The following is a 20563-nucleotide window of genomic DNA, read 5'->3' as shown; positions in this document are numbered from 1 at the left end:
GTGTATCTCCTCTTTCATTTAACATTGGCTTACCATAATCAGATTGCCGTCGGGATCGCGGAAGTTGAACCAGTGGCCATGCTGGATAGGGGTGACGACTTCGACTCCGCTCTCTTTGAGAAAGGCATAGGAGGCTTCGATATCCAGTGTGTTGAAATGAAACAAGGGGGCATCATCTGTGATACGCTTCGGAAAGATTTTGCTGTCCAGGACGAGTGTCAGTCCACTTTGCAAAGGAATGCAGTATATATGCCCGAACATAATTTCACCGTCTATGGGAATGCCCAAGAGACGGCAGTACCAGTCGCGTGCGCGCTCGATGTCGCTGACGGCTACAAAAATAGCTCCGATTTGGGGGAGCAGAGGGGAAGTCGTTGTCATGTGATAGAGCTCCTTTCAATAGGCGTTTTTTTCACAAGATCGACCCGTCATCATCGTGCACGAAATGTCGGATCGCCCGATTTTGCATCTGCTATTCTGAGGAGGAAAGGGAGGTCATTACCATGGATTTGCTTGTAAAGCTGAATGAGGCTCTGGACTACATCGAAGACAATTTGACCAGCGAGATTGACTATAAAGAAATCGCCCGGGTAGCTTGCTGCTCCGAGTATCACTTCAAAAGAATGTTTTCTTTTCTCGCTGGTGTTCCGCTATCCGAGTACATCCGGCGTCGGCGCATTACGCTTGCAGCTTTTGAGCTTGCGGACAGCAACGAGCGGATCATTGACATTGCGATCAAATACGGATACGGATCGGCTGATTCCTTTGCCAGAGCTTTTCAGAATGTGCATGGAGTCACTCCGACAGAAGCCAGACATATCGGCCAACCCTTGAAGGCTTATCCACGAATGACCTTTCATCTATCCATAAAAGGAGGCAGTGCCATGAACTACCGCATGGAAGAAAAAGAGGCATTTCGTATTGTGGGTCTGAAAAAAAGAGTCCCGCTGATTTATCGTGGAGTCAATCCAGAGATTGCGGCTATGTGGGCTTCATTAGATAGGGAGACGATCCAGCAGCTGAAGTCGCTATCCGATATCGAACCACTAGGACTGATCAGTGCGTCCACGAACTTTTCAGAAGGTCGGCTGGAATATGGCGAGCTCGATCATTATATCGGCGTAGCCACTACAAAAGCTTATCCAGACAACCTGGCAGTACTTGAAGTTGCTGCTTCCACCTGGGCGGTCTTCGAAGCAGTGGGTCCTTTTCCCGATACGCTGCAAGATGTCTGGGCCCGGATTTATTCGGAATGGTTTTTATCCTCTGGTTATGAACAGGCTGAGGGTCCGGAGATTTTGTGGAACGAAAATAAAGACACTTCATCCCCAACCTTCCGAAGCGAAATTTGGATTCCTGTCGTGAAAAAGTAACCCTTTATTGGATTCGCTCTCGCTTGCGGAACACCTACCGATGTGTGCTTATCCGAGAGGAAATAATTACTAGCTTTTTTTTGCGCGAGACAGGCATAAAAACGAACGTTCGTTTGCTATAATAAGAACAAAGCAACAAGGGAACATAAGTTCTTATTTAGGGGATGATCGTATGTCCAATGCGAACAAGCGGATCGTATTTTTGATCGACATGCAGAGCTTTTATGCCAGTATCGAGAAAGGGGCCAATCCAGAGCTGCGAAACAAACCGATTGTCGTCGCGGGTGATCCGGAGCGGCGCAGTGGAGTCGTGCTGGCAGCGTGTCCGATTGCCAAGTCATACGGAGTGGTCGCGGCCGAAGCGCTGTGGCAGGCGCAGCAAAAGTGTCGCCAGCTCGTCGTTGTTCGTCCGCGCATGGAGATGTACATTCGCATCTCCATGCAAATCACTCGCATATTCGAGGCATTTACCGACAAGGTGGAGCCGTACTCGATCGACGAGCAGTTTCTCGACGTGACAGGCAGCGTTCACCTGTTTGGTGATCCGATGCAGATGGCTGCACAGATTCGGCAGCGCGTCTGGATGGAGACAGGAATCAACTGTCGGGTAGGCATCGGGGAGAACAAGGTATTGGCCAAGATGGCCTGTGATAATTTCGCCAAGAAACGGGAAGAAGGCGTTTTTTGGCTCAAGCGGGAAACGTTAGCGGATACGCTCTGGAAGCTTCCGATTGAAAAGCTGTTCGGCGTAGGCTCACGCATGAAGCGTCATTTTCATCGAATGGGCGTCTATCAGATCGGGCAGCTTGCAGATATGAGGCCAGCCATCCTCACCCGGCATTGGGGAGTAGACGGGGAAGTGCTGTGGCGCACGGCTCACGGAATCGACGATTCACCTGTGGCTTTGGATTCCTATGATTCACAAAAAGGGATCGGTCATCACATGACGTTGCCGCGGGATTACCATACAGCAGCGGAAATCAAAGTGGTGCTTTTAGAGCTGTGCGAAGAAGTGTGCCGTCGGGCGAGGAAAAAGGAGCTGATGGGCTCCGTTCTGTCTGTGGGCTGTCGTGGAGCTGATTTGGCTGCTGGAACGGGCTTTGGACGGCAGATGAAGCTCACGGAGCAGACGAATGATGCCATGACTTTGTACGAAGCGGCCTGCTTTCTGTTTGACCGCCACTGGCAGGAAACGCCCGTCCGCAGTATCGGGGTCAATCTGGGGCAGCTTGTCCCTGACAACGTGGTACAACTCAATCTGTTCACGGACAATCACAAGCGGCGTTCGTTGGCACAAGCTATGGATGATATCCGGACCCGATACGGTCAGGACGCCATCCTGCGCGCCACCTCTGTATTGGAAGCAGGACAGGCGAAAGAGCGTGCACGTAAGATCGGAGGACACTACAAGTGACGGAGCCGATGGTGTCTGACGAGCAGGAAATGATACGCCAGTATATTTTATTTGGCATTTTGTTTCGGGCGGTCATGGCCGATCTGGGGCAGATGCGGATTGTGCCGTTGAAGTTTTCTTATCAGATGATGTTCAATGAGCTCTCGCGGTGGGCGGAGCGGCAGCATCACCAGCTGCGTCGCATCCTGCGGCAAAGAGGGTGCACAGTCGTCAGCTCACGACGTCAGGGACATATGTATGTCGTCCACTATCGACAACGCGGGTATGTGCGAGAAGCGATCTATACGATTGAGGTATTGCGGGCAGAGTGTCAGGAGCTCGTCCATTTATGGACCCGATATGAACAGCGAGGAGAGAACAAGCAATGAGGGAAAAACGCGTGTCCAAAAAGGAAAATGTATTCGTGGCCAGTCGGTTTGTGCTGCCGGAGCATCGGGAAATGTATTTGCGGATCAAGGAAGAAGAGCGCCGCTATGTACCACCCGAGCTGGATCAGGAGCAGCTCAGCGCCTTGAGCGAGCTGGTATGGCAGGCGTTTCAGACAGAGAGTATCCTGACACTGACCTATTATGACGGGCGAGAGCCGCGACGCCTGTCTGCCCACATTATCCATATTGATCAAGCGGCGAGACGCCTCAAGCTTCGGGCAGGCTCCGAGATTCACTGGGTTCCTTTTGCCCGATTGCTGCATGTGGAGCTGGCAGCGAGCTTCTAAATCGAAGAAATGCAGGTACATGATGGGCAAGATATGAGAATTACTCAGGAAATCGGCAAAAATAGGCCTCTTTTTCAAAAGCAAGCGGCAAAAAACAGCGTGCCGCGTTGAAACGGTGTGTGCGAGGAAGATGTGAGATTCCTGAAACGAAAAGCGGTCAAAAACAACCGTTTTTCGTGTTTTTTTGGCTTACACGGATTTTGCCAGAAGGGAGGTTTCCCTGTATTGTTAGATTATCTTTTGAAGCATATATTTGACGGATAGAACAAAGGAGATTTTGCATGCTAGCACAAGAAATGGGTGTCATATTCACCAAGCACGCCGATCAAATTACTTCCAAGCGTTGGGGAGAATTCATGCAACAATTGGAGGAAAAAGGCCTGTACGTGCTCATTGAGACAGACACGATCGGAAGAGTGATGAGTCCATTGGGCGGATTGATGCCCATGCCGTGTAAAAGTGAGACGCTCCATATTGTGACAGCGGATGAGCTGGAGCAGCGCGGCTTGCCGCTCGGTCACCACATCGTAACGAAAGCGAAAGAAAAAGTAGCCCAATCATAATCGAAAAAACCAGCGCAACCTTTCCTGGGAGCTAGCCTCCGAGTGGGAAAGGTTTTTTGTTGCTAAAACCCGCCAGGCAAGTCAGCCGAAGCGGGTTTTGTTTTCTCCTGGGTGCACGCTTCGTTCAATTGTCTGCTTTTTTAGCAGCAGGAACGTGACGGAATAGCTTGGTCATGCAAAACCATGCGATGAGTGGGCCGATTCCGATACACAAAATCAACCAATTCAGTGTAAGAGGAGAGACGCTCAAAGACGTTACCAGCAGAAAGATCAGAATCCCCACCAGCCGACCAACGTCCAGAGCGAACTCTCGCAGCACGACATACTCGACTCGATTGCGGGCGCTCTCTTCGTTCGTGCCAATCAGATCAAAAATCGTGGAAAGCATGGGCACTGAAAACAGTGGGTAAGCAATGGACACGGCAATCCCGAAAATAAGCAGTGTTGTAAAGCTCACCTGCCAAAAAAATACGAAGAGAATCCCCCACATGATGACAGAACCAGTGAGCATTCCCCACTTGCGAAAGCGGGGAGTGAACCATTTGGAGATCAGGAAGTAGCTCACAAGTCCGACGGCAGATGTAGTCAGCCAGTAGTTGCCGAGAGTCATCTCGCTTTTCGTGGCAATGTAGACGAGTAGACCGATCACAAAGCCGAATACACCTTCACGCAGTCCTTGACCAGCTAAAGCCCCTGCTGCCCAGCGCCACTCGCGCTCCTCTCGCAAACAACGTAAGGAAAAGCTCCAGGAATACGTCCCTTCCGATTGGCGTTTTTTCAGAAAAAAGCTGATGAACACGCCGATGACAAATAGCGCAAGAGAAATCCCGAAAATAAGGGAGTAGCCGCTGTTGCCCGGAAGCCGTGTAATGAGCAAGCCCGATATCCATGGAGCGAGCATGCCGCCAAGTGAAGCGAGCAGCCCTGCCGTACCGTTGAATAGGTCGCGGTTATCCGCATTCGTGATTTCGAAGTACACCACGTTGAAGGACAGCCAAAAAAATCCATTCGCCATACCCTGAACGAGCCCAAGCGGTACAGCATAAGAGACAGCTTTGGGACCTGCCAGAAGAACGAGCAAATAAAAAAGGGCAGAAACGGCCATGCCAGCGCGCAGGACATTCATTTTGTTCAGACGCTTCACGTACCAGCCCGCAAGCCAAAAGGTAAGCGCACCCGCGAGATGAGCGGAAAAAGTAAACCAAGCGATCGGGGCAAATTGACTTTTTACCTTCCACAAATAGACGTTTACAAACGTGCCAGAAAGGGCGCCAGCGGCAATAAACACAGCGTTGACCAGGAGCAGCAGCTTGGCTTGATTGTCCAGACGGCCTGATGACTTTTGGTGAGAAGGCTCATGGTGCGACATTTTCAGACCAGTGGACTCCTGTATGGGAAGGAAGGGTGGAAGGCGTTTTTTTGTTTTTTGTTGCATACGTTCCCTCCGCGCAAAAATAGGACATGAACATAACGTGCCCTACCGCTGCTGCTTTCAACAGGAAAGTGAGTAAACACCATGTTTTCCCAAATGAAAAAGAAGGTCGTAATTTTTTGAACGTTATTTCATTTCAGGGAGGAAAACGACTACAAGCAAACAAATTAAGAGGGGAGGCATACGAAAAATACAGAAGCGAACAGAAAAGAGGTCACGAGATGGCGACAACCATTTTCAGAAATGGACGCATTTACACAGGAGATTCCCGGCATTTGTTCGTACAAGCATTAGTCGTTCGAGATGGAATTGTGCATGACCTGGGCAGCGATGCAGACATGCTTCTTCAATACGGAGGCAGTGATGCAACGGTCATTGATCTGCAAGGTTGTACCGCTACCCCGGGATTGATTGACAGCCACTTGCATTTGGGATGGCTCGGTCTGACCTTTTTGCAACTGGATTTGAGCAAAGCTCGCTCCAAGGATGAGCTGCTGTTTCTCTTAAAAGAAAAAGCGCAAGTCACACCTGAAAATGCGTGGATACAAGGTTATGGCTGGGATGAGAATTTGTTCGCGGATGGTGGCGGCATTCCTACCATCGAAGAACTTGATCAAGCTGCACCACATTGCCCGATTCTTCTGGCGCGAATATGTGGACATGCGAATTTGGTCAACAGCAAGGCATTGGAGCTAAGTGGCTATCATCGTGACATGGAGGTGCCTGCGGGGGGAGTCATCGTACATGATCCTATAAGCGGAAAGCCAACAGGCATGTTGTTGGAAACTGCCTCCAACCTGATTACGAAGCATATTCCAAGACCTGACTACGATCAGTTGAAGCAAAGCCTGCGCAACTCGATCCACTATGCAATGGCGCATGGATTGACAGGGGCGCATACGGAGGATTTGCGTGAATTGGGCGGACTTGCGCAAACGTATCGACTCTATGATGAGCTCATCAATGGCGAAGAGCTTGCGCTGCGCAGCAACCTGCTTGTCTACTACCCGCATATGCATGAGCTGCGCGACTTAAAGATGACGGCTGGTTACGGCAACGCTCATGTGCGAATCGGTGCGGTGAAAATTTTTGCAGATGGGGCATTAGGACGCAGGACGGCTTACCTGTCAGCTCCGTATGCTGATGATCCGAGCACCAGCGGTTATCCTGTGCATGAGCAAGACGAGCTGACAGAGCTGGTACGACAAGCACGTGGACTCGGGATGCCCATTGCTGTACACACCATTGGCGACAAAGCACTGGAGATGGTGCTGGATAGCTTGGATCAGTTTCCGGCAGTGGCCTACCGGGACCGCCTCATACACACACAAATCTTGCGGCCGGACCTGCTGGACCGCTTGAAGCATCCTCATCGGATTGCAGATATCCAACCGCGTTTTCTCGCAGGAGACTTCCCGTGGGTAATGGATCGCGTAGGACAGGAGCGGATTCAACACTCGTACATCTGGAAAACGATGATGGACTATGGAATCATTTGCGCTGCGGGCTCGGATACACCAGTAGAACCCATCGATCCTCTGTTGGGGATACACGCAGCCGTCACACGCAAGGCACCGGGGGAAACCCACGATGGATACTTCCCACAAGAAAAGCTGACGATGGAGGAAGCGATTCATCTGTTTACATTGGGCAGTGCACAGGTGACGAACGAAGATCATGTAAAAGGCACGCTGTCTCGTGGAAAATATGCGGATATGACTGTATATTCCAAAGACCTGTTTACTATCGATCCAGACGAGTTGCTCTCGACAAAGGTCATGATGACCATCATTGGTGGAAAAGTTTGCTACACGTCTTGAAAAAATAACCCGAAAATCAGAGCAGCGGCGCCCTGGACAAGAAAGGAAGTCCTGGACTTCCGCTGGTTTATGGCGTCGATTTGCTTCAGATTGCGCTCTTGCCTAACCCATACGCGAAACCCGACTCAGGATAGATGAGTCGGGTTTTTTGTCAGCTGCTTTCCGCGCAGCAAGCTCTTCACATCGATTTCCGCAATCAGCACACTGATCAAAACGAGACCTGCGCCTATGTACCCGCGAACAGACAGTGTTTCGCCTGTGACCAAGAAGGCAAACAGGGCAGCGAAGACTGGCTCCAAGGAAAAAATAACACCCGTGTGCGTGGCGGTCGTATATTTTTGAGCCACCGTTTGAACGACAAAGCCGATTGCGCTGCACAATACGCTAAGGGCGAGGACGGCGATCCAAGCCTCTGTAGTCTGCGGCAATGCAGGAGTCTCCAGTGCAAATGAAAAAACAATGCCGAGCAGCGCCGTAAAGCCAAGCTGGTAAATCCCCAACTGAATCGTATCCGACTGGTTGGCCCATCTGCCCGTTACGGTAATATGTGTAGCATAAAAGAGGGCGCCAGCGATGCACAAAAGGTCTCCTTGGCTGATTCGAAATTCAGCGCTTAGTGTGAGAAGACCGATGCCGATCATGGCCAGTCCAGCGCCCACGAAGACTCTTTTTTCCGGGCGGTTGCGCAAAAGAATAGATAAGAGCGGAACAAAGATAACAGTCAAGCTAACGAGAAAGCCTGCCTGGGAAGCTGTCGTCGATTTCACTCCGTTCGTGACGGTGGCAAAAACCCCGAAGAGGAGCGCACCGAGTACGAACGCATGGAGCAATGTTTTTCGATTCGTGCCACGCAAGCGTTTATGGAACAAGGCGGCAGCTAGTAGAAAAGCAATGCCAAAGCGGATTCCGATCAAATTGAAGGTCTCCAAATCCTTCAATCCCATTTGCATAAACACATACGAGGTTCCCCAAAACAGGGTGACCAAAATCATAGCCAAATCGGCTTTCACTTGCGGTTTCATGATGAGATAAGCCTCCTTGCCCGAGAAAATCGGGTCCTAATCCGTGTTGCGCCATAAACAGTATACGAGTATCGTTTGAATAAGAAAAATGAATGTTTGTGATGGTTTTCATGAATCGAATTCATGAAAAAGGAGGCGAAGAAGGGTGAGTTTGAACAAGTTTGAGGTAGTGATCACCGTTATTGAGTCGGGGAGCTTAACCAAAGCTGGAGAAATACTGGGTTTGACACAATCAGCGATTAGTCATGCGATTGCGAGTCTCGAGCGGGAATATGGGTTTTCGCTTTTGACAAGGGGACGATCGGGCATTAGCCTCACGAGTAATGGGGAGCGACTGCTTCCATTCATGCGCGAGACCTTGCGCTGTCATGTGAGGATGAAACAAGAGGTGTTTGCCATCAATGGGTTGGAGGTCGGGACGGTGAGAATTGGAACGTTCACGAGTGTATCCACACAGTGGCTTCCGGGAATCCTCAAGCGGTTCCAAGACCAGTATCCGGCGATCGAGATTAAGCTGATGGAAGGGTATTACGATGGAATTGAGAGTTGGATTCAAAGTGGAGAGATTGATTTTGGTTTCGTCTCCTTACCGACAACAGAGGATTTGGAATGGATTCCTTTGAAAAAGGATCAGATGTATTTGCTGGTGACAGAGGAACACCCGCTCTACAAAGAGGAGCGGGTGCATGTGAGCCGATTGGCAGAAGAGACATTTATCATGCCGAAGACGGGCTGTGACAATGATATACAGCGTTTGCTGACCCAGTATCAGATCGAGCCGCGAATCAAATATGAAGTGGGAGATGATCACGCGATTATTGCCATGGTGCAAAATGGGCTCGGGATCAGCATCCTTCCGGAAATGATCTTGTTCCGCTTGCCAGCCAATATCCGGATGATCCCGCTCGAAGGGGAGCATTACCGTTCGCTGGGGGTGGCAGCAACCTCTTTTTCCAAGCAGTCACCGGCTGCCAAACGCTTTTTGCAGTGTGTCACAGATTGGGTAAACGAGCAGCAAGCGTAATTCAGACAGACAAATCGCTCCTGACTTCCTTCGCCATCGGCTGCTTTCGGACAAAGGGCAGGTACAACAAGAAAAACAAAGCGAGCGCTACTCCTTCCAATGAAACGATGTACCACGGATACGGGCCCAAAAAGTCAATCAGACTGGGATTGTCCGGTTTGCGTGAGACAAATAAGTAATTTCCGCCCGTCAATTGGTTGACGAAAAGTGCAACGAGCAAAAGCAGGTTTAAAAAGCCCATCGTTTTCCATATCGAACGGACGGTCGGACGGTAGCCTTCTACCCACGTCATGTACAGGCAAGCAAGGACAATTCCCGCATGGGCTACAAAAAAATGCACAAAGCGGAAATGTGGAAATGGATAAAACAACTCAGGTGTAAGCAATGCCTGCATGGCGCCGCCAATCCCGGCAAAAAACGTAATCTCATACAGACCGTAGCTTCTCGTCATAAGCATCACAGTAGAAAGAATGAGGGTTACGCTACACAGCTGCAAGGGCAATGTGTAAGCAGCCGTCCAGCTCTCGGTATAAACATGCCAAAGCTGATAACAAACCTCTGACAAAAGCAAGACACCCGCAAGTACGGAACGGGTGGTGAGTCGGTTTGTCGGGGCTTGGAGTTTTTGCCGAAATAAATAGGTGAGCATGACCAGACAGAGCACAAGAATCAAAGTGATAATGTGAGAAGGGGAAAACAGCCGAAACGGCTCCCCTGCTAGGAAAAGTGAAAAATAGGGTGAGGTCATGATGATCTCCTCTTTGTTTATTATTTTTTATATTTGAAAATTCACGAAATTTTAACAGATAGCTGTTTGTCTGATATAAATCTTTGGTTATAATATAAATAGACTACGTTACATCATTGAGAGGAGATATAGTCTTGAACTTAGTGCTCACGGAAAAACAATGCAAGTCTTGCCAGGCTCGCTTGACCGAGTATGAAATCGAGAACAATGGTGCACTCTGCATGGAATGCTTCAAGGAAGAACAAGGCGAGTAAAAGTAAAAGCAAGGCATACGGCAACTGACTGTCTACTGCTATCTAATAATAGACCCTTTCAATCAGGCCCTCTCTTTTTAATAGAGAGGGTCTGATTTTTTTGCAGGCTTTACTCCGGGAGTGGAATGATGAGCTCCATTCTTCGGCTGCCGTCTTTCATGCTTGTTTCAAACAAGATCAGTGTTAGTGTGCTGTTCTGCTCCGCTTTTTTCACTTTCAGTGTATGGGTAAAATCTCCCCAATCAGGAGCAGCGGTCGAAGCCTGCACGGAACCTTGCGTAAGCTCGTTATGTCCATCTTCTACGACATAATTGAGTACAGCTTCGAACACGCGCGCCTGTCCTTTGATTTCAAACGTGTCCTGACCAGTTTTCTTCACAGTGACATTGCGGAAAATGTCATTGCCATAGACAGCCTCCTGTTGAGCTGGTTGTTCCGTTGGTGGCTTCTCAGACGTTGTAGGTGGTTGTGTGGTTGCGGGTGGCTCAGAAGCAGGTGTCTCGGGCTGGGCTGTAACGGGTGGCTTCTGTTGTTCTGTTGGAGTGGAAGGGCTATCTGTGCCACTCGTGCATCCTTGCAGCAAGCCGATCGTCAACAGCAGCAAAAGCATTTTTTTCATGGTATCCCTCGATTCTGTCTGGTATGAAATGGTACCTACAAATAATAAGACGTAAAAACAAATAATAGTGTTTCAGGTGGATGAGTCTTCCTGCATAAACTGTGGTAGAATGGGGAAGTAGCAACCATTATTCCTAGAAGGCTGGTCTGATAAGAATGGAACAACAGACGTTTCGAGTGGAAAAAGACTTTCTTGGTGAGAAGCAAATTCCAGTAGATGCTTATTATGGCGTGCAAACGATGCGAGCAACGGAAAACTTCCCAATCACCGGGTATCGTCTTCATTTTTCCCTCATCAATGCAATGGCAATGGTAAAGAAAGCAGCTGCGATGGCAAACATGGAAGTTTCCAGATTGAATCCGCGTTTAGGAAATGCGATTGTCGCTGCGGCGGAAGAAATCATGCAAGGAAAATGGCATGATCAATTTATCGTCGATCCGATCCAGGGCGGAGCAGGTACTTCGATTAATATGAATGCCAACGAAGTAATCGCGAACCGCGGTCTTGAAATGCTTGGTGAGAAAAAAGGGGATTATTTCCACTTGAGCCCAAATACACATGTCAACATGTCTCAGTCTACCAATGATGCTTTCCCAACAGCGATTCATATTGCAACACTCACCCTGATGGAAAAGCTGCTCGTGACGATGGATAAGATGCATGATGCATTTGGCCAAAAAGCAAAAGAATTCGATGATGTCATTAAAATGGGCAGAACGCATTTGCAGGATGCGGTTCCGATTCGTTTGGGCCAAGAATTCGAAGCATACCGTCGAGTACTTGAGCGCGACATCAAGCGTATCAAGCAATCACGTCAGCATTTGTACGAAGTGAATATGGGAGCAACTGCGGTAGGAACGGGATTGAATGCTGACCCGAGTTACATTACAACAGTAGTCAAGCATCTTGCCGATATCACGGGCTTCCCGCTGACAGGTGCAGAGCATCTCGTGGATGCTACACAAAACACAGATGCATATACAGAAGTATCAGCAGCACTGAAAGTTTGCATGATGAACATGTCTAAAATCGCGAATGACTTACGTTTGATGGCATCAGGACCTCGAGCTGGACTGGGAGAAATCTCCTTGCCAGCACGTCAGCCAGGTTCCTCGATCATGCCAGGAAAAGTCAATCCTGTTATGGCAGAGCTCATCAACCAAGTAGCGTTTCAGGTCATCGGAAATGACCATACGATTTGTTTGGCATCTGAGGCAGGTCAGCTAGAACTGAACGTTATGGAGCCTGTGCTTGTCTTCAACTTGCTGCAATCGATCAGCATTATGGACAATGCATTCGATGTCTTTACGCGTCACTGCTTGGAAGGAATCGAAGCAAACCGCGAGCGCATGAAAGAATACGTGGAAAAAAGCGTAGGCGTCATCACCGCGGTGAATCCTCATCTCGGTTATGAGACTGCTGCACGCATTGCCCGCGAAGCTATATTGACAGGAAAGTCTGTACGTGAGCTGTGCTTGCAACACAATGTACTGACAGAAGAAGAGCTGGATCTGATTCTCGATCCATTTGAAATGACGCATCCAGGTATTGCTGGAGCATCCTTGCTGGATCGCGACTAAACCCAAAAACTCCCGCGCTTTGCACATGCGAAGCAGCGGGAGTTTTTGCTTGCAAAAGGGAAGGCTTGCGCTACTTTTTCGGAAGCTGATCCAAGCTCTTGAATTCATAGCCTTGCTTGCGTGCTTCATCGATCATCATCCCGAGAGCCTCTGCATTGTCTTTGGAGACAGAATGCAGCAGAATAACAGCGCCGGGATGCAATTGGGCCATCACGCTATCATAGGCATATTTTGCTCCCCGCTGGGCTTTGGTATCCCAATCCTTGTACGCGACCGACCAAAAGACATTGGTATAGCCCAAATCTTTGGTTACAGCAAGTGTGCGATCGCTGAAAATTCCCCTGGGAGGCCGCAAGTAACGCATGTTAGCCTGCCCGGTCACTTGCTGGACGGCATTGCTTACCTTTGTCAGTTCGTCTTTGATTTTTTGATTCGGTACGGTTGTCATATCGGGATGGCTCCAAGAATGATTGCCGATCAGATGTCCCTCCTGTGCCATCCGCTTTAACAACTCGGGCTGTTCCTTCACAAAGTGCCCTGTCACAAAGAAAATGGCAGGGACTTTTTTTGAGAGAAGTGTGTCTAAAATCTTTGGTGTAAAGCCATTTTCATACCCGTTATCAAACGTCAAGTAAAGCTCTTTTTTCGTGGTATCCCCTAAAAAAACCGCACCGTGGCGATCCACAATGCTTTTAAAGCCTTCCTCATTGATCGAGGGTAATTGACCATTCTTGCTCTTTTTAAATCCAAAATGGTAAGGATGATCTGGTGAGGCCATAATCGAGTCAACCGGCAAGGCACTTGTAAGCAACAAGCTAATCCCGACCAACAAGCTTTTGATCCATCGTCTGTTCAATAATGAGCTCTCCCTTCTGTGGCGAAGTCATGGTGTATTTAAGTCGATTCCATCAAAAGTTTGTCCAGTCTACTTCCAAATATGTAAACGATACGTAGGCAATAGGTGCTTCTTGGGAGACGCATTACTTGCGAGGGCAAGTTGTGTAAAAGTCTACTGTGAGGACGGGGACAGCTGTCCAAACATGAAAAAGAAACTCTTCATATAGTATCAATGTCGACAGTAAAGCTGTTGGCAAATGCTGCCAAGAGATCATCTATACCCAGGAGGTGTGGTAATATGGACGAATGGTTGGAGCAATTACGACAGGCACTCGGTGAAGGTGCAGAAGAAATGGAAGTAAAAATTGAATACGAAGATGGCACTACGAAAAAATTATACTTTGGCAATAATGACGACGATGAAGATGATGAAGAAGATGAAGACTATGCTGGAGAAGATTCCGAGGATGAAGATTCCGAGGACGAAGATTCCGAGGACGAAGATCCTGACGACGAAGCCTAATTGATTTTTATAAGTGTGGGAAAAGATACGCTTTCATGCGTATCTTTTTTCAGTTGCATTCTGTAATATTAAACATATTTCAAGATGAGGATGGAACAGAAAATGAGCTTTCAAGTGAGCCATCAAATGATAAAAGAATGGTGTGGTCGCCTTTCTTATGAGAGAGGAAAGGCTTTTTACCGTTCTGGGAACGTGCTCGTGGAGGATTTTCAACCGGAACCTGCTTGGATCAGAACGAGAGTGAATGCAGGGAAAAATAACTATCAAGTAACCATTGAACTGGACGAGTCTGGTATGGCAGCCGTGTGCAGTTGTCCTACTTTGACGTCGTACGATCACTACTGTCAACATATCGCAGCCTCGTTGCTAATCATGCGTGAACTGCAAGTAGACGAGCATCCTGGCAGCTATTCCACTTCCGTTACAACGAGACAAGCAGGTATGGCAACACAGGCTGATTCCCAACTGACAGAGGGACTGTTCGGCTTGTTCGTGGACCGACCGATTCGGACAAGCCATAATCGCGTGTTGCTGGATTCCCGAACAACGCTTGCCTTGGAAATCATATGTAAAATCGTACCGTACGGCTTTCGCAAGAGTATGATCGGAATAGAGCTGAGGCTAGGGCCAAAGAGGCTGTACATTGTAAAGGACATTCGCGCGTTTTTGGAACGGGTGGATAAGCAGCAAGTGTATCGATTCTCTAACCAATTTACTTATGACCCGAATTTGCAACGCTTTTTGCCAGAGCATGAAGCCATCCTCCGCGAACTCCTGCAAATTTACCGCACGGAAAAAATATATCGAGAGACAGCCAGCTACCAGTATCAGGAACAGAAGCATGTGGGTGGGGAACGGGTTCTTCTGGTTCCACCATTTACGTGGGAGCGATTATTTGCTTTGCTACTTACCGCACCGTCTGTACACATCCAGCATCATGACCAAGTGTATCCAACATTTGTCTGTATAGATGAGCCGCCGCCACTCCACTTCGAATTTGACCAGACAAAAACCGATCAATATCAGCTGGAAGTCCAAGGATTCAAGCAAATCACTGTCTTGGAAGCTTACGGATTGTTACTCGTGGATGGCAAATGGCACAAACTGCCAAAGGAACAATGCCACAGTTTGGCTGAGTTGAAGCACTTGTTAGAATCTCATAGCAGTGAGCGGATTCACATTCCCCCAGAAAAAATCGAGCCATTCATGGTGCAAATTGTTCCGGCCTTGATGAAACTGGGCAACGTACAAATTGCAAAGGCCGTCTCCGAACGAGTCGTGCAATTCCAGTTAAAAGCCAAGCTGTATTTGGACAGGGTAAGAGACCGGCTACTGGCGGGGCTTGAGTTTCAATATGGCGATATCATCATCAATCCGCTGGAAGGCTATGAAGGCGGAGGGCAACGTGGCAGTGAGCTGATTCTGATGCGTGACGGGGAGAAGGAGCGGCAGATTTTAGAGCTGATGGAGGAAAGTGCCTTTACCCGCACAGAAGGAGGCTATTTTCTGGATGACGAAGAAGCTGAGTACGACTTTCTTTACCACACCGTCCCTAAGCTGGAAAAGCTGTTAAAGGTATACGCGACCACTTCCGTGAAAATCAGGATTCAGCCTCTCCACCTACCACCAAAAGTAAAAGTGGATGTCGATGAGCGAACCAATTGGCTGGATTTTCGTTTTGATATGGATGGCATACCCGAGTCTGAAATCCGAAGTGTTATTCAATCGGTAGAAGAAAAGCGCAGATATCATCGGCTGTCGAATGGAGCACTTTTGCCGCTGGAGACAAAAGAATTTGAGCAAATTAATCGTTTTTTGGACGAGATGGGCATGCAATATGCTGAGCAAATGGGGAGTGGTTTTCAACTGCCTGCATTTCGCGGGCTGCGTTTGCTTGATATCCCCATGCAGGGACAGCCTGTTCAGCTAGGCAAATTGTTGCGCCAGTTTTTGGAGAATATGCGTAATCCAGATAATCTTGATTTTCCCGTACCCCAATCTTTGCAAGGGACACTTCGCGATTATCAGAAATATGGCTATCAATGGATGAAAACACTGGCACACTACGGCTTTGGGGGAATTCTCGCAGACGATATGGGTCTGGGGAAGACTTTGCAAAGTATTACTTTTCTGCTCTCAGTTCTGCCCGAAATCCGAGAACAGAGGCTCCCAGCGATTATCGTGGCTCCTGCCTCGCTTTTATACAACTGGCACAATGAAATCAAAAAGTTCGCGCCAAATATCCGTAGCGTTATTGTGGATGGCACGAAGGAAGAGCGGAATCAAATCGTGAATGAGCTTTCAGAAATCGATGTGCTCATTACTTCGTATCCGCTCTTGCGTCGAGATACTGCCCAGTTCGAGGAGCATTCCTTTCACACCTTGATCTTGGATGAAGCACAGACCTTCAAAAACTATGTGACCCAAACAGCCCAGACAGTCAAACGGATAAAAGCCAAGCATCGCTTTGCGCTTACGGGAACACCTGTGGAAAACAGGGTAGAGGAGCTGTGGTCCATCTACGATGCTGTTTTCCCGGAGCTTTTTCCGGCACGAAAGGAATTTCTCGACTTGTCGCGAGATACGATTGCGAAGCGGACGCGTCCGTTTTTATTGCGCAGGCTCAAGACGGAGGTACTGAAGGAATTACCAGCCAAAATTGAAACACTGCAAAGCGCGAGACTGTTGCCAGAGCAGAAAAAGCTGTATGTCGCCTATTTGGCGCAGCTCCAACAGGAAACAGTGAAGCACCTGTACAATAAAGGCTTTCAAAAAAATCGGATCAAAATTCTCGCAGGCTTGACGAGACTTCGCCAAATATGTTGTCATCCTGCGTTGTTCGTCAAAGAGTATGACGGAGGGTCAGCCAAGCTCGAACAGCTATTCGAGATCATCGGTGAATGCAAAAACGCAGGGAAGCGCGTTTTGCTCTTTTCTCAATTTACAGAGATGCTGGGAATAATCGGACGCGAGCTGGGGTATCATGGTATCCCGTTTTTCTATCTGGATGGACAGACACCAGTAGCAGAGAGACTAGATTTGTGTAACCGATTTAACGAGGGAGAGCGGGATTTGTTTCTCATGTCTCTGAAAGCTGGTGGAACAGGATTGAATGTGACGGGCGCGGACACCGTAATCTTGTATGATCTGTGGTGGAATCCCGCCGTCGAACAACAGGCGGCGGATCGTGCCCATCGTATCGGGCAAAAGAACGTCGTCCAAGTGATCAGGCTTGTTGCAGAGGGAACGGTCGAAGAGAAGATGTACGAGCTGCAACAAAAAAAGAAAAACTTGATTGAAGAAATCATTACACCGGGACAAGAGGCAATCTCTTCTTTAACCGAGCAGGAAATACGTGAATTACTGATGATTTAACATGAACAGCTTGACTGTCGCAACCATGCGAGGAGTCAAGCTGTTTTTTTGCGAGACTTTATCTCTGTGCGAATAACGAATTGGCAGACTCCCAATGATATTTGTCCGGTTCGAGAAAAGGACATAGCGAATAGCTTATGGAGAAGGACGAAGGCATCACCACAGAAGTGTGGGGGGAATGGAATGGAACAATATGTGATTAAGCCATGGGATACCCGAGAAGGGAATGCGGAAACGCCGGCTAACTGGGATATGACGGTGCCACCGGAAGTAGATGCGATCGCAGAACAAGTGATCAAGGAGTATGACATGTCGGTAAAGAGTCGTACACTCATTACTTCCAAGCCAGACAAAGGCGGGGCTATTTGGCGCATCGAAACAGATAAAGGTCCGCGCAGCCTAAAGGTACTGCACCGTACACCTGAACGGAGTCTCTATAGTGTGGCTTTCCAAGAATACGTTGTCAAACAGGGGGCAAGGGTACCAGCACTGATTCCTGCCCGAAATGGAAGTCTTTATGTGGAAAAAGGCGGGAAACTATGGATTGTTACCGATTGGATTGCTTTGCAACCGGCAACAAAAGTAGATTTGGTAGGCGCGCAAGAGCTCTGCTACGGCCTTGGTGAATTCCATCGGCATTCGAAAGGCTATGTTCCGCCCGCAGGAGCCAAAAATTCTTCCCGTTTATATCGTTGGCCCAATCATTATCAAAAGATTGCCAAAAAAATCGGGTGGATGCGGGAAGTAGCAAAAGCCTACAGTGAAACACCGGCAAGTAAATCCATTTTGGCCGTCGTCGATCACTATGAACAGCAAGCATGGGCAGCCTTAGAGAAATTAAAAGCATCTGCCTATCCGAAAATGATCAAAATGGGAGAGGCTCACTGGGGATTGGTGCACCAAGATTATGGCTGGTCAAATGGTCAAAATGGTCCGGGAGGGCTTTGGGTCATCGACCTGGATGGCGTGTCGTATGATTTGCCGTTTCGGGATTTGCGCAAGCTCATCACCAGTACGATGGATGATATGGGCGTCTGGGATGTTACCTGGATGCGCGGTATGATCGAAGCCTATCATAAGGCAAACCCGCTGGATCGCGAATCGTTTGAGGTGCTCTTGAATGATATGGCAGTGCCAAACGAATTTTATAAGCACCTCAAAGAGATGTTTTATGATCCCGAAATCTTTCTGTCTACGGAAGCGGAAGGCATTCTGCAGCGAGTTTTGACGGGGGATAAGACGAAAGATGCGGCATTGGCAGAGCTCGCAAAAGACATCAGCAAATACGAACCGGGCAACTATGACCAAATAACGGAAGTGGTGGAACCGCAAAGGTTAGCATCCGGTATCAAGGAATTCATACCTGTTGCGGTATCCACTCCAACAACAGAGTCTTTGGTCGAGGAACCGAAAGACAAAAAATCTACTAAGCTCAAGGTGTCTAAGGATAAAGAGTCCAAGGTCAAGGTATCCAAGGAAAAAGTGTCTAAGGTGAAGGAATCCAAAGACAAAGAGTCTAAAGTCAAAGAGTCCAAAGTCAAGGAGGCTGCAAGCGATAAAGTAGCCACTTCACTTCCGACTTCCCGGAAGACGCCAGTAACACGGGAAGAAAGCCAGCAAAAAGGGGCAGAGGCAGAACAAAGTAGCACTACCCGCAGAACTCGAATTGCATTTTCGGGAAATGTTCCTTTTACGCCATCAGCGCCATTCGTTGCAAGTGAACCACAAAAACTCGTTCGTCGAAACAAAAAGCGGGGCATGATCTCCGCTGTGTCAAAAAACAGCAGCAAAAAGTCGAGTAAGCTTCAAAGTAAAGTAAAGGTCCCTATCAATGTAAAGGCCAAATCACCACAAGCAAAACCTGCAAGTCAAGCAGAGAAAAACAAAAAAGGAACTGTGTGGACATCTAAACAGCAGTCCCGTACCGTCACTTCCAACAAGAACAAGAAGGTTGCCAAGGCGGCGAAACTAAGCCGTAAACTCATCAACAATCAGTTGAAGAAGCAACGTCCAAATTCAAAGAAGACGAGAGGCAACTAATGTAAGAAGTCGGAACGGGAAAGGAGAATACGGATGAAAGTTATCATGGTCTGTACAGAAAAATTGCCAGTCCCTCCTATACGAGGGGGAGCGATTCAGACTTATATTGCAGGGATTGCAGATATTCTAGGGAGGCATCACGAACTGACTATCCTGGGAACGTCGGATCCCACGCTACCAAAGGATGAAAAAGTTCACAATGCGCGTTATGTGCGAGTAGATGGTCAAGGTGTGTTCGAGATTTATGCACGCGAAGTAGCTGCTTTTCTGAGTGCGAACACCTATGATGTCATCCATGTTTTTAACCGACCGCGGATGGTTCCCATCATTCGTGAAGTATGCCCGAACGCACGTATTATTCTAAGTATGCACAATGATATGTTTGATCCGGTAAAAATAGGGCAGGCAGAAGCTGCTAGAGCGGTTGCTGAAACAGAACGGATCATCACCATCAGTGATTATGTCGGCCGGGTCATTGCCTCGTTGTATCCCGAAGCCGCAAACAAGCTTCGTACGATTTATTCCGGTGTAAACCTGGATACATTCGTTCCGGTAGAAGGATCCAAAACGGCGCAAAAGATTCGTCAGGAACTTCGGGCTACCCACAATCTGGGCAACAAACAAGTGATCTTGTTTGTTGGGCGATTGACGCCGAAAAAAGGGGCCGATATTCTGGTTCGTGCGATGAATGAACTCCGCTCCTACCATTCCAACATTGCTCTCGTTTTGGTTGGAGGGTCCTGGTACGGTGAAAATAAAATCAGTGACTATGCAGCATATGTACGCTCATTAGCGAATCGTTCGCCTGTTCCGGTTATTACAACGGGTTTTGTTCCGGCAGATCAGATTCACCACTGGTTCTGGGCGGGGGACATTTTTGTCTGTCCTTCACAATGGGAGGAACCACTGGCTCGTGTCCATTATGAAGCGATGGCTGCCGGTCTGCCTTTTGTCACGACAAAACGGGGTGGAAATGCTGAGGTGATCATCGGAGGCAATGGACTGTTGGTCGAGCAGCCGGAGGACCCTCAAGCGTTTGCTGTACAGCTAAAACAACTATTGTCCAGCCGCGACCTCCAACGTCAAATGGGGAGAAGTGGACGCCAGCTTGCCGAACAAAGATTTACATGGGATCGGGTCGCAAGAGATGTGCTAGACGTATGGAATAACAGGGGTATGTAAAACCAAAAAGTGAATGCTAGTGGCCCACTTCCCTAAAGTAAG

At 48.4% G+C, this 20563-nt stretch carries 18 protein-coding genes; 12 read left to right on the top strand and 6 right to left on the bottom strand.

Features of this window, described 5'->3' with window-relative positions; all coding sequences use genetic code 11:
• Positions 1-18: 18 nt before the first annotated feature.
• On the bottom strand, positions 19-381 hold the full coding sequence (locus tag FO446_RS17950; RefSeq protein WP_173608115.1) for a VOC family protein: 363 nt from the start codon (positions 379-381) through the stop codon (positions 19-21).
• A 122-nt stretch (positions 382-503) separates the two neighbouring features.
• Between FO446_RS17950 and FO446_RS17945 the strand changes: the two genes are divergently transcribed.
• The 5 genes from FO446_RS17945 (at position 504) to FO446_RS17925 (ending at position 4065) form a co-directional block, all read left to right on the top strand.
• Complete coding sequence (locus tag FO446_RS17945) at positions 504-1373, top strand: AraC family transcriptional regulator (RefSeq protein WP_173608114.1); 870 nt, start codon at positions 504-506, stop codon at positions 1371-1373.
• Between the two features lie 172 nt (positions 1374-1545).
• A complete protein-coding gene (locus FO446_RS17940; RefSeq protein WP_237898666.1) occupies positions 1546-2787 on the top strand; it encodes a DNA polymerase IV in 1242 nt (413 codons plus the stop codon).
• Positions 2784-3155 carry a YhjD family protein gene (locus FO446_RS17935; RefSeq protein ID WP_173608112.1) on the top strand — a complete coding sequence of 124 codons (372 nt, stop codon included), beginning with the start codon at positions 2784-2786 and terminating at the stop codon, positions 3153-3155. The genes FO446_RS17940 and FO446_RS17935 overlap by 4 nt, the downstream gene beginning before the upstream one ends.
• Positions 3152-3502 (top strand): YolD-like family protein, encoded by a 351-nt coding sequence (locus FO446_RS17930; protein WP_007728326.1) that lies wholly within the window; start codon positions 3152-3154, stop codon positions 3500-3502. The genes FO446_RS17935 and FO446_RS17930 overlap by 4 nt, the downstream gene beginning before the upstream one ends.
• Before the next feature lie 281 nt (positions 3503-3783).
• The gene (locus FO446_RS17925; RefSeq protein WP_047068137.1) at positions 3784-4065 is read left to right on the top strand and encodes a hypothetical protein; all 282 of its coding nucleotides are present in this window, start codon (positions 3784-3786) and stop codon (positions 4063-4065) included.
• Positions 4066-4189: 124 nt separating this feature from the next.
• Here the strand turns inward: FO446_RS17925 and FO446_RS17920 are convergent, their stop codons facing one another.
• Complete coding sequence (locus FO446_RS17920) at positions 4190-5500, bottom strand: MFS transporter (protein ID WP_173608111.1); 1311 nt, start codon at positions 5498-5500, stop codon at positions 4190-4192.
• A gap of 218 nt (positions 5501-5718) precedes the next feature.
• Between FO446_RS17920 and FO446_RS17915 the strand changes: the two genes are divergently transcribed.
• On the top strand, positions 5719-7317 hold the full coding sequence (locus FO446_RS17915) for an amidohydrolase (protein WP_173608110.1): 1599 nt from the start codon (positions 5719-5721) through the stop codon (positions 7315-7317).
• Positions 7318-7442: 125 nt separating this feature from the next.
• Here FO446_RS17915 and FO446_RS17910 read toward each other — a convergent pair whose 3' ends face one another.
• A complete protein-coding gene (locus FO446_RS17910) occupies positions 7443-8339 on the bottom strand; it encodes a DMT family transporter (protein ID WP_221868408.1) in 897 nt (298 codons plus the stop codon).
• Between the two features lie 145 nt (positions 8340-8484).
• On the opposite strand from FO446_RS17910, the gene FO446_RS17905 reads away from it, so the two are divergent.
• Positions 8485-9363 carry a LysR family transcriptional regulator gene (locus tag FO446_RS17905; RefSeq protein ID WP_173608108.1) on the top strand — a complete coding sequence of 293 codons (879 nt, stop codon included), beginning with the start codon at positions 8485-8487 and terminating at the stop codon, positions 9361-9363.
• A 1-nt stretch (position 9364) separates the two neighbouring features.
• Here FO446_RS17905 and FO446_RS17900 read toward each other — a convergent pair whose 3' ends face one another.
• Positions 9365-10111: a YwaF family protein gene (locus FO446_RS17900; RefSeq protein WP_237898665.1), complete on the bottom strand. Its 747-nt coding sequence runs from the start codon at positions 10109-10111 to the stop codon at positions 9365-9367.
• A gap of 363 nt (positions 10112-10474) precedes the next feature.
• Positions 10475-10984 carry a Gmad2 immunoglobulin-like domain-containing protein gene (locus FO446_RS17895; RefSeq protein WP_221868407.1) on the bottom strand — a complete coding sequence of 170 codons (510 nt, stop codon included), beginning with the start codon at positions 10982-10984 and terminating at the stop codon, positions 10475-10477.
• Positions 10985-11139: 155 nt separating this feature from the next.
• On the opposite strand from FO446_RS17895, the gene aspA reads away from it, so the two are divergent.
• Positions 11140-12564: an aspartate ammonia-lyase gene (aspA, locus tag FO446_RS17890; protein ID WP_419466132.1), complete on the top strand. Its 1425-nt coding sequence runs from the start codon at positions 11140-11142 to the stop codon at positions 12562-12564.
• A gap of 70 nt (positions 12565-12634) precedes the next feature.
• Here the strand turns inward: aspA and pdaA are convergent, their stop codons facing one another.
• Positions 12635-13420 (bottom strand): delta-lactam-biosynthetic de-N-acetylase, encoded by a 786-nt coding sequence (gene pdaA, locus FO446_RS17885; protein ID WP_237898664.1) that lies wholly within the window; start codon positions 13418-13420, stop codon positions 12635-12637.
• Positions 13421-13699: 279 nt separating this feature from the next.
• On the opposite strand from pdaA, the gene FO446_RS17880 reads away from it, so the two are divergent.
• The 4 genes from FO446_RS17880 to FO446_RS17865 all read left to right on the top strand — a co-directional run bounded on the left by FO446_RS17880 (position 13700) and on the right by FO446_RS17865 (position 20521).
• Positions 13700-13924 (top strand): DNA primase, encoded by a 225-nt coding sequence (locus FO446_RS17880; RefSeq protein ID WP_232773300.1) that lies wholly within the window; start codon positions 13700-13702, stop codon positions 13922-13924.
• 102 nt (positions 13925-14026) lie between these two features.
• A complete protein-coding gene (locus FO446_RS17875) occupies positions 14027-17299 on the top strand; it encodes a DEAD/DEAH box helicase (protein ID WP_237898658.1) in 3273 nt (1090 codons plus the stop codon).
• 183 nt (positions 17300-17482) lie between these two features.
• Complete coding sequence (locus FO446_RS17870) at positions 17483-19339, top strand: CotS family spore coat protein (protein ID WP_221868403.1); 1857 nt, start codon at positions 17483-17485, stop codon at positions 19337-19339.
• A 33-nt stretch (positions 19340-19372) separates the two neighbouring features.
• On the top strand, positions 19373-20521 hold the full coding sequence (locus FO446_RS17865; protein WP_173608101.1) for a glycosyltransferase family 4 protein: 1149 nt from the start codon (positions 19373-19375) through the stop codon (positions 20519-20521).
• The last annotated feature ends 42 nt before the right edge of the window (positions 20522-20563 follow it).

This window comes from Brevibacillus brevis (genome assembly GCF_022026395.1).
Taxonomy (GTDB): domain Bacteria; phylum Bacillota; class Bacilli; order Brevibacillales; family Brevibacillaceae; genus Brevibacillus.
The sequence above is the reverse complement of the archived record's forward strand: the minus strand, read 5'-3'. Positions and strand labels throughout refer to the sequence as shown.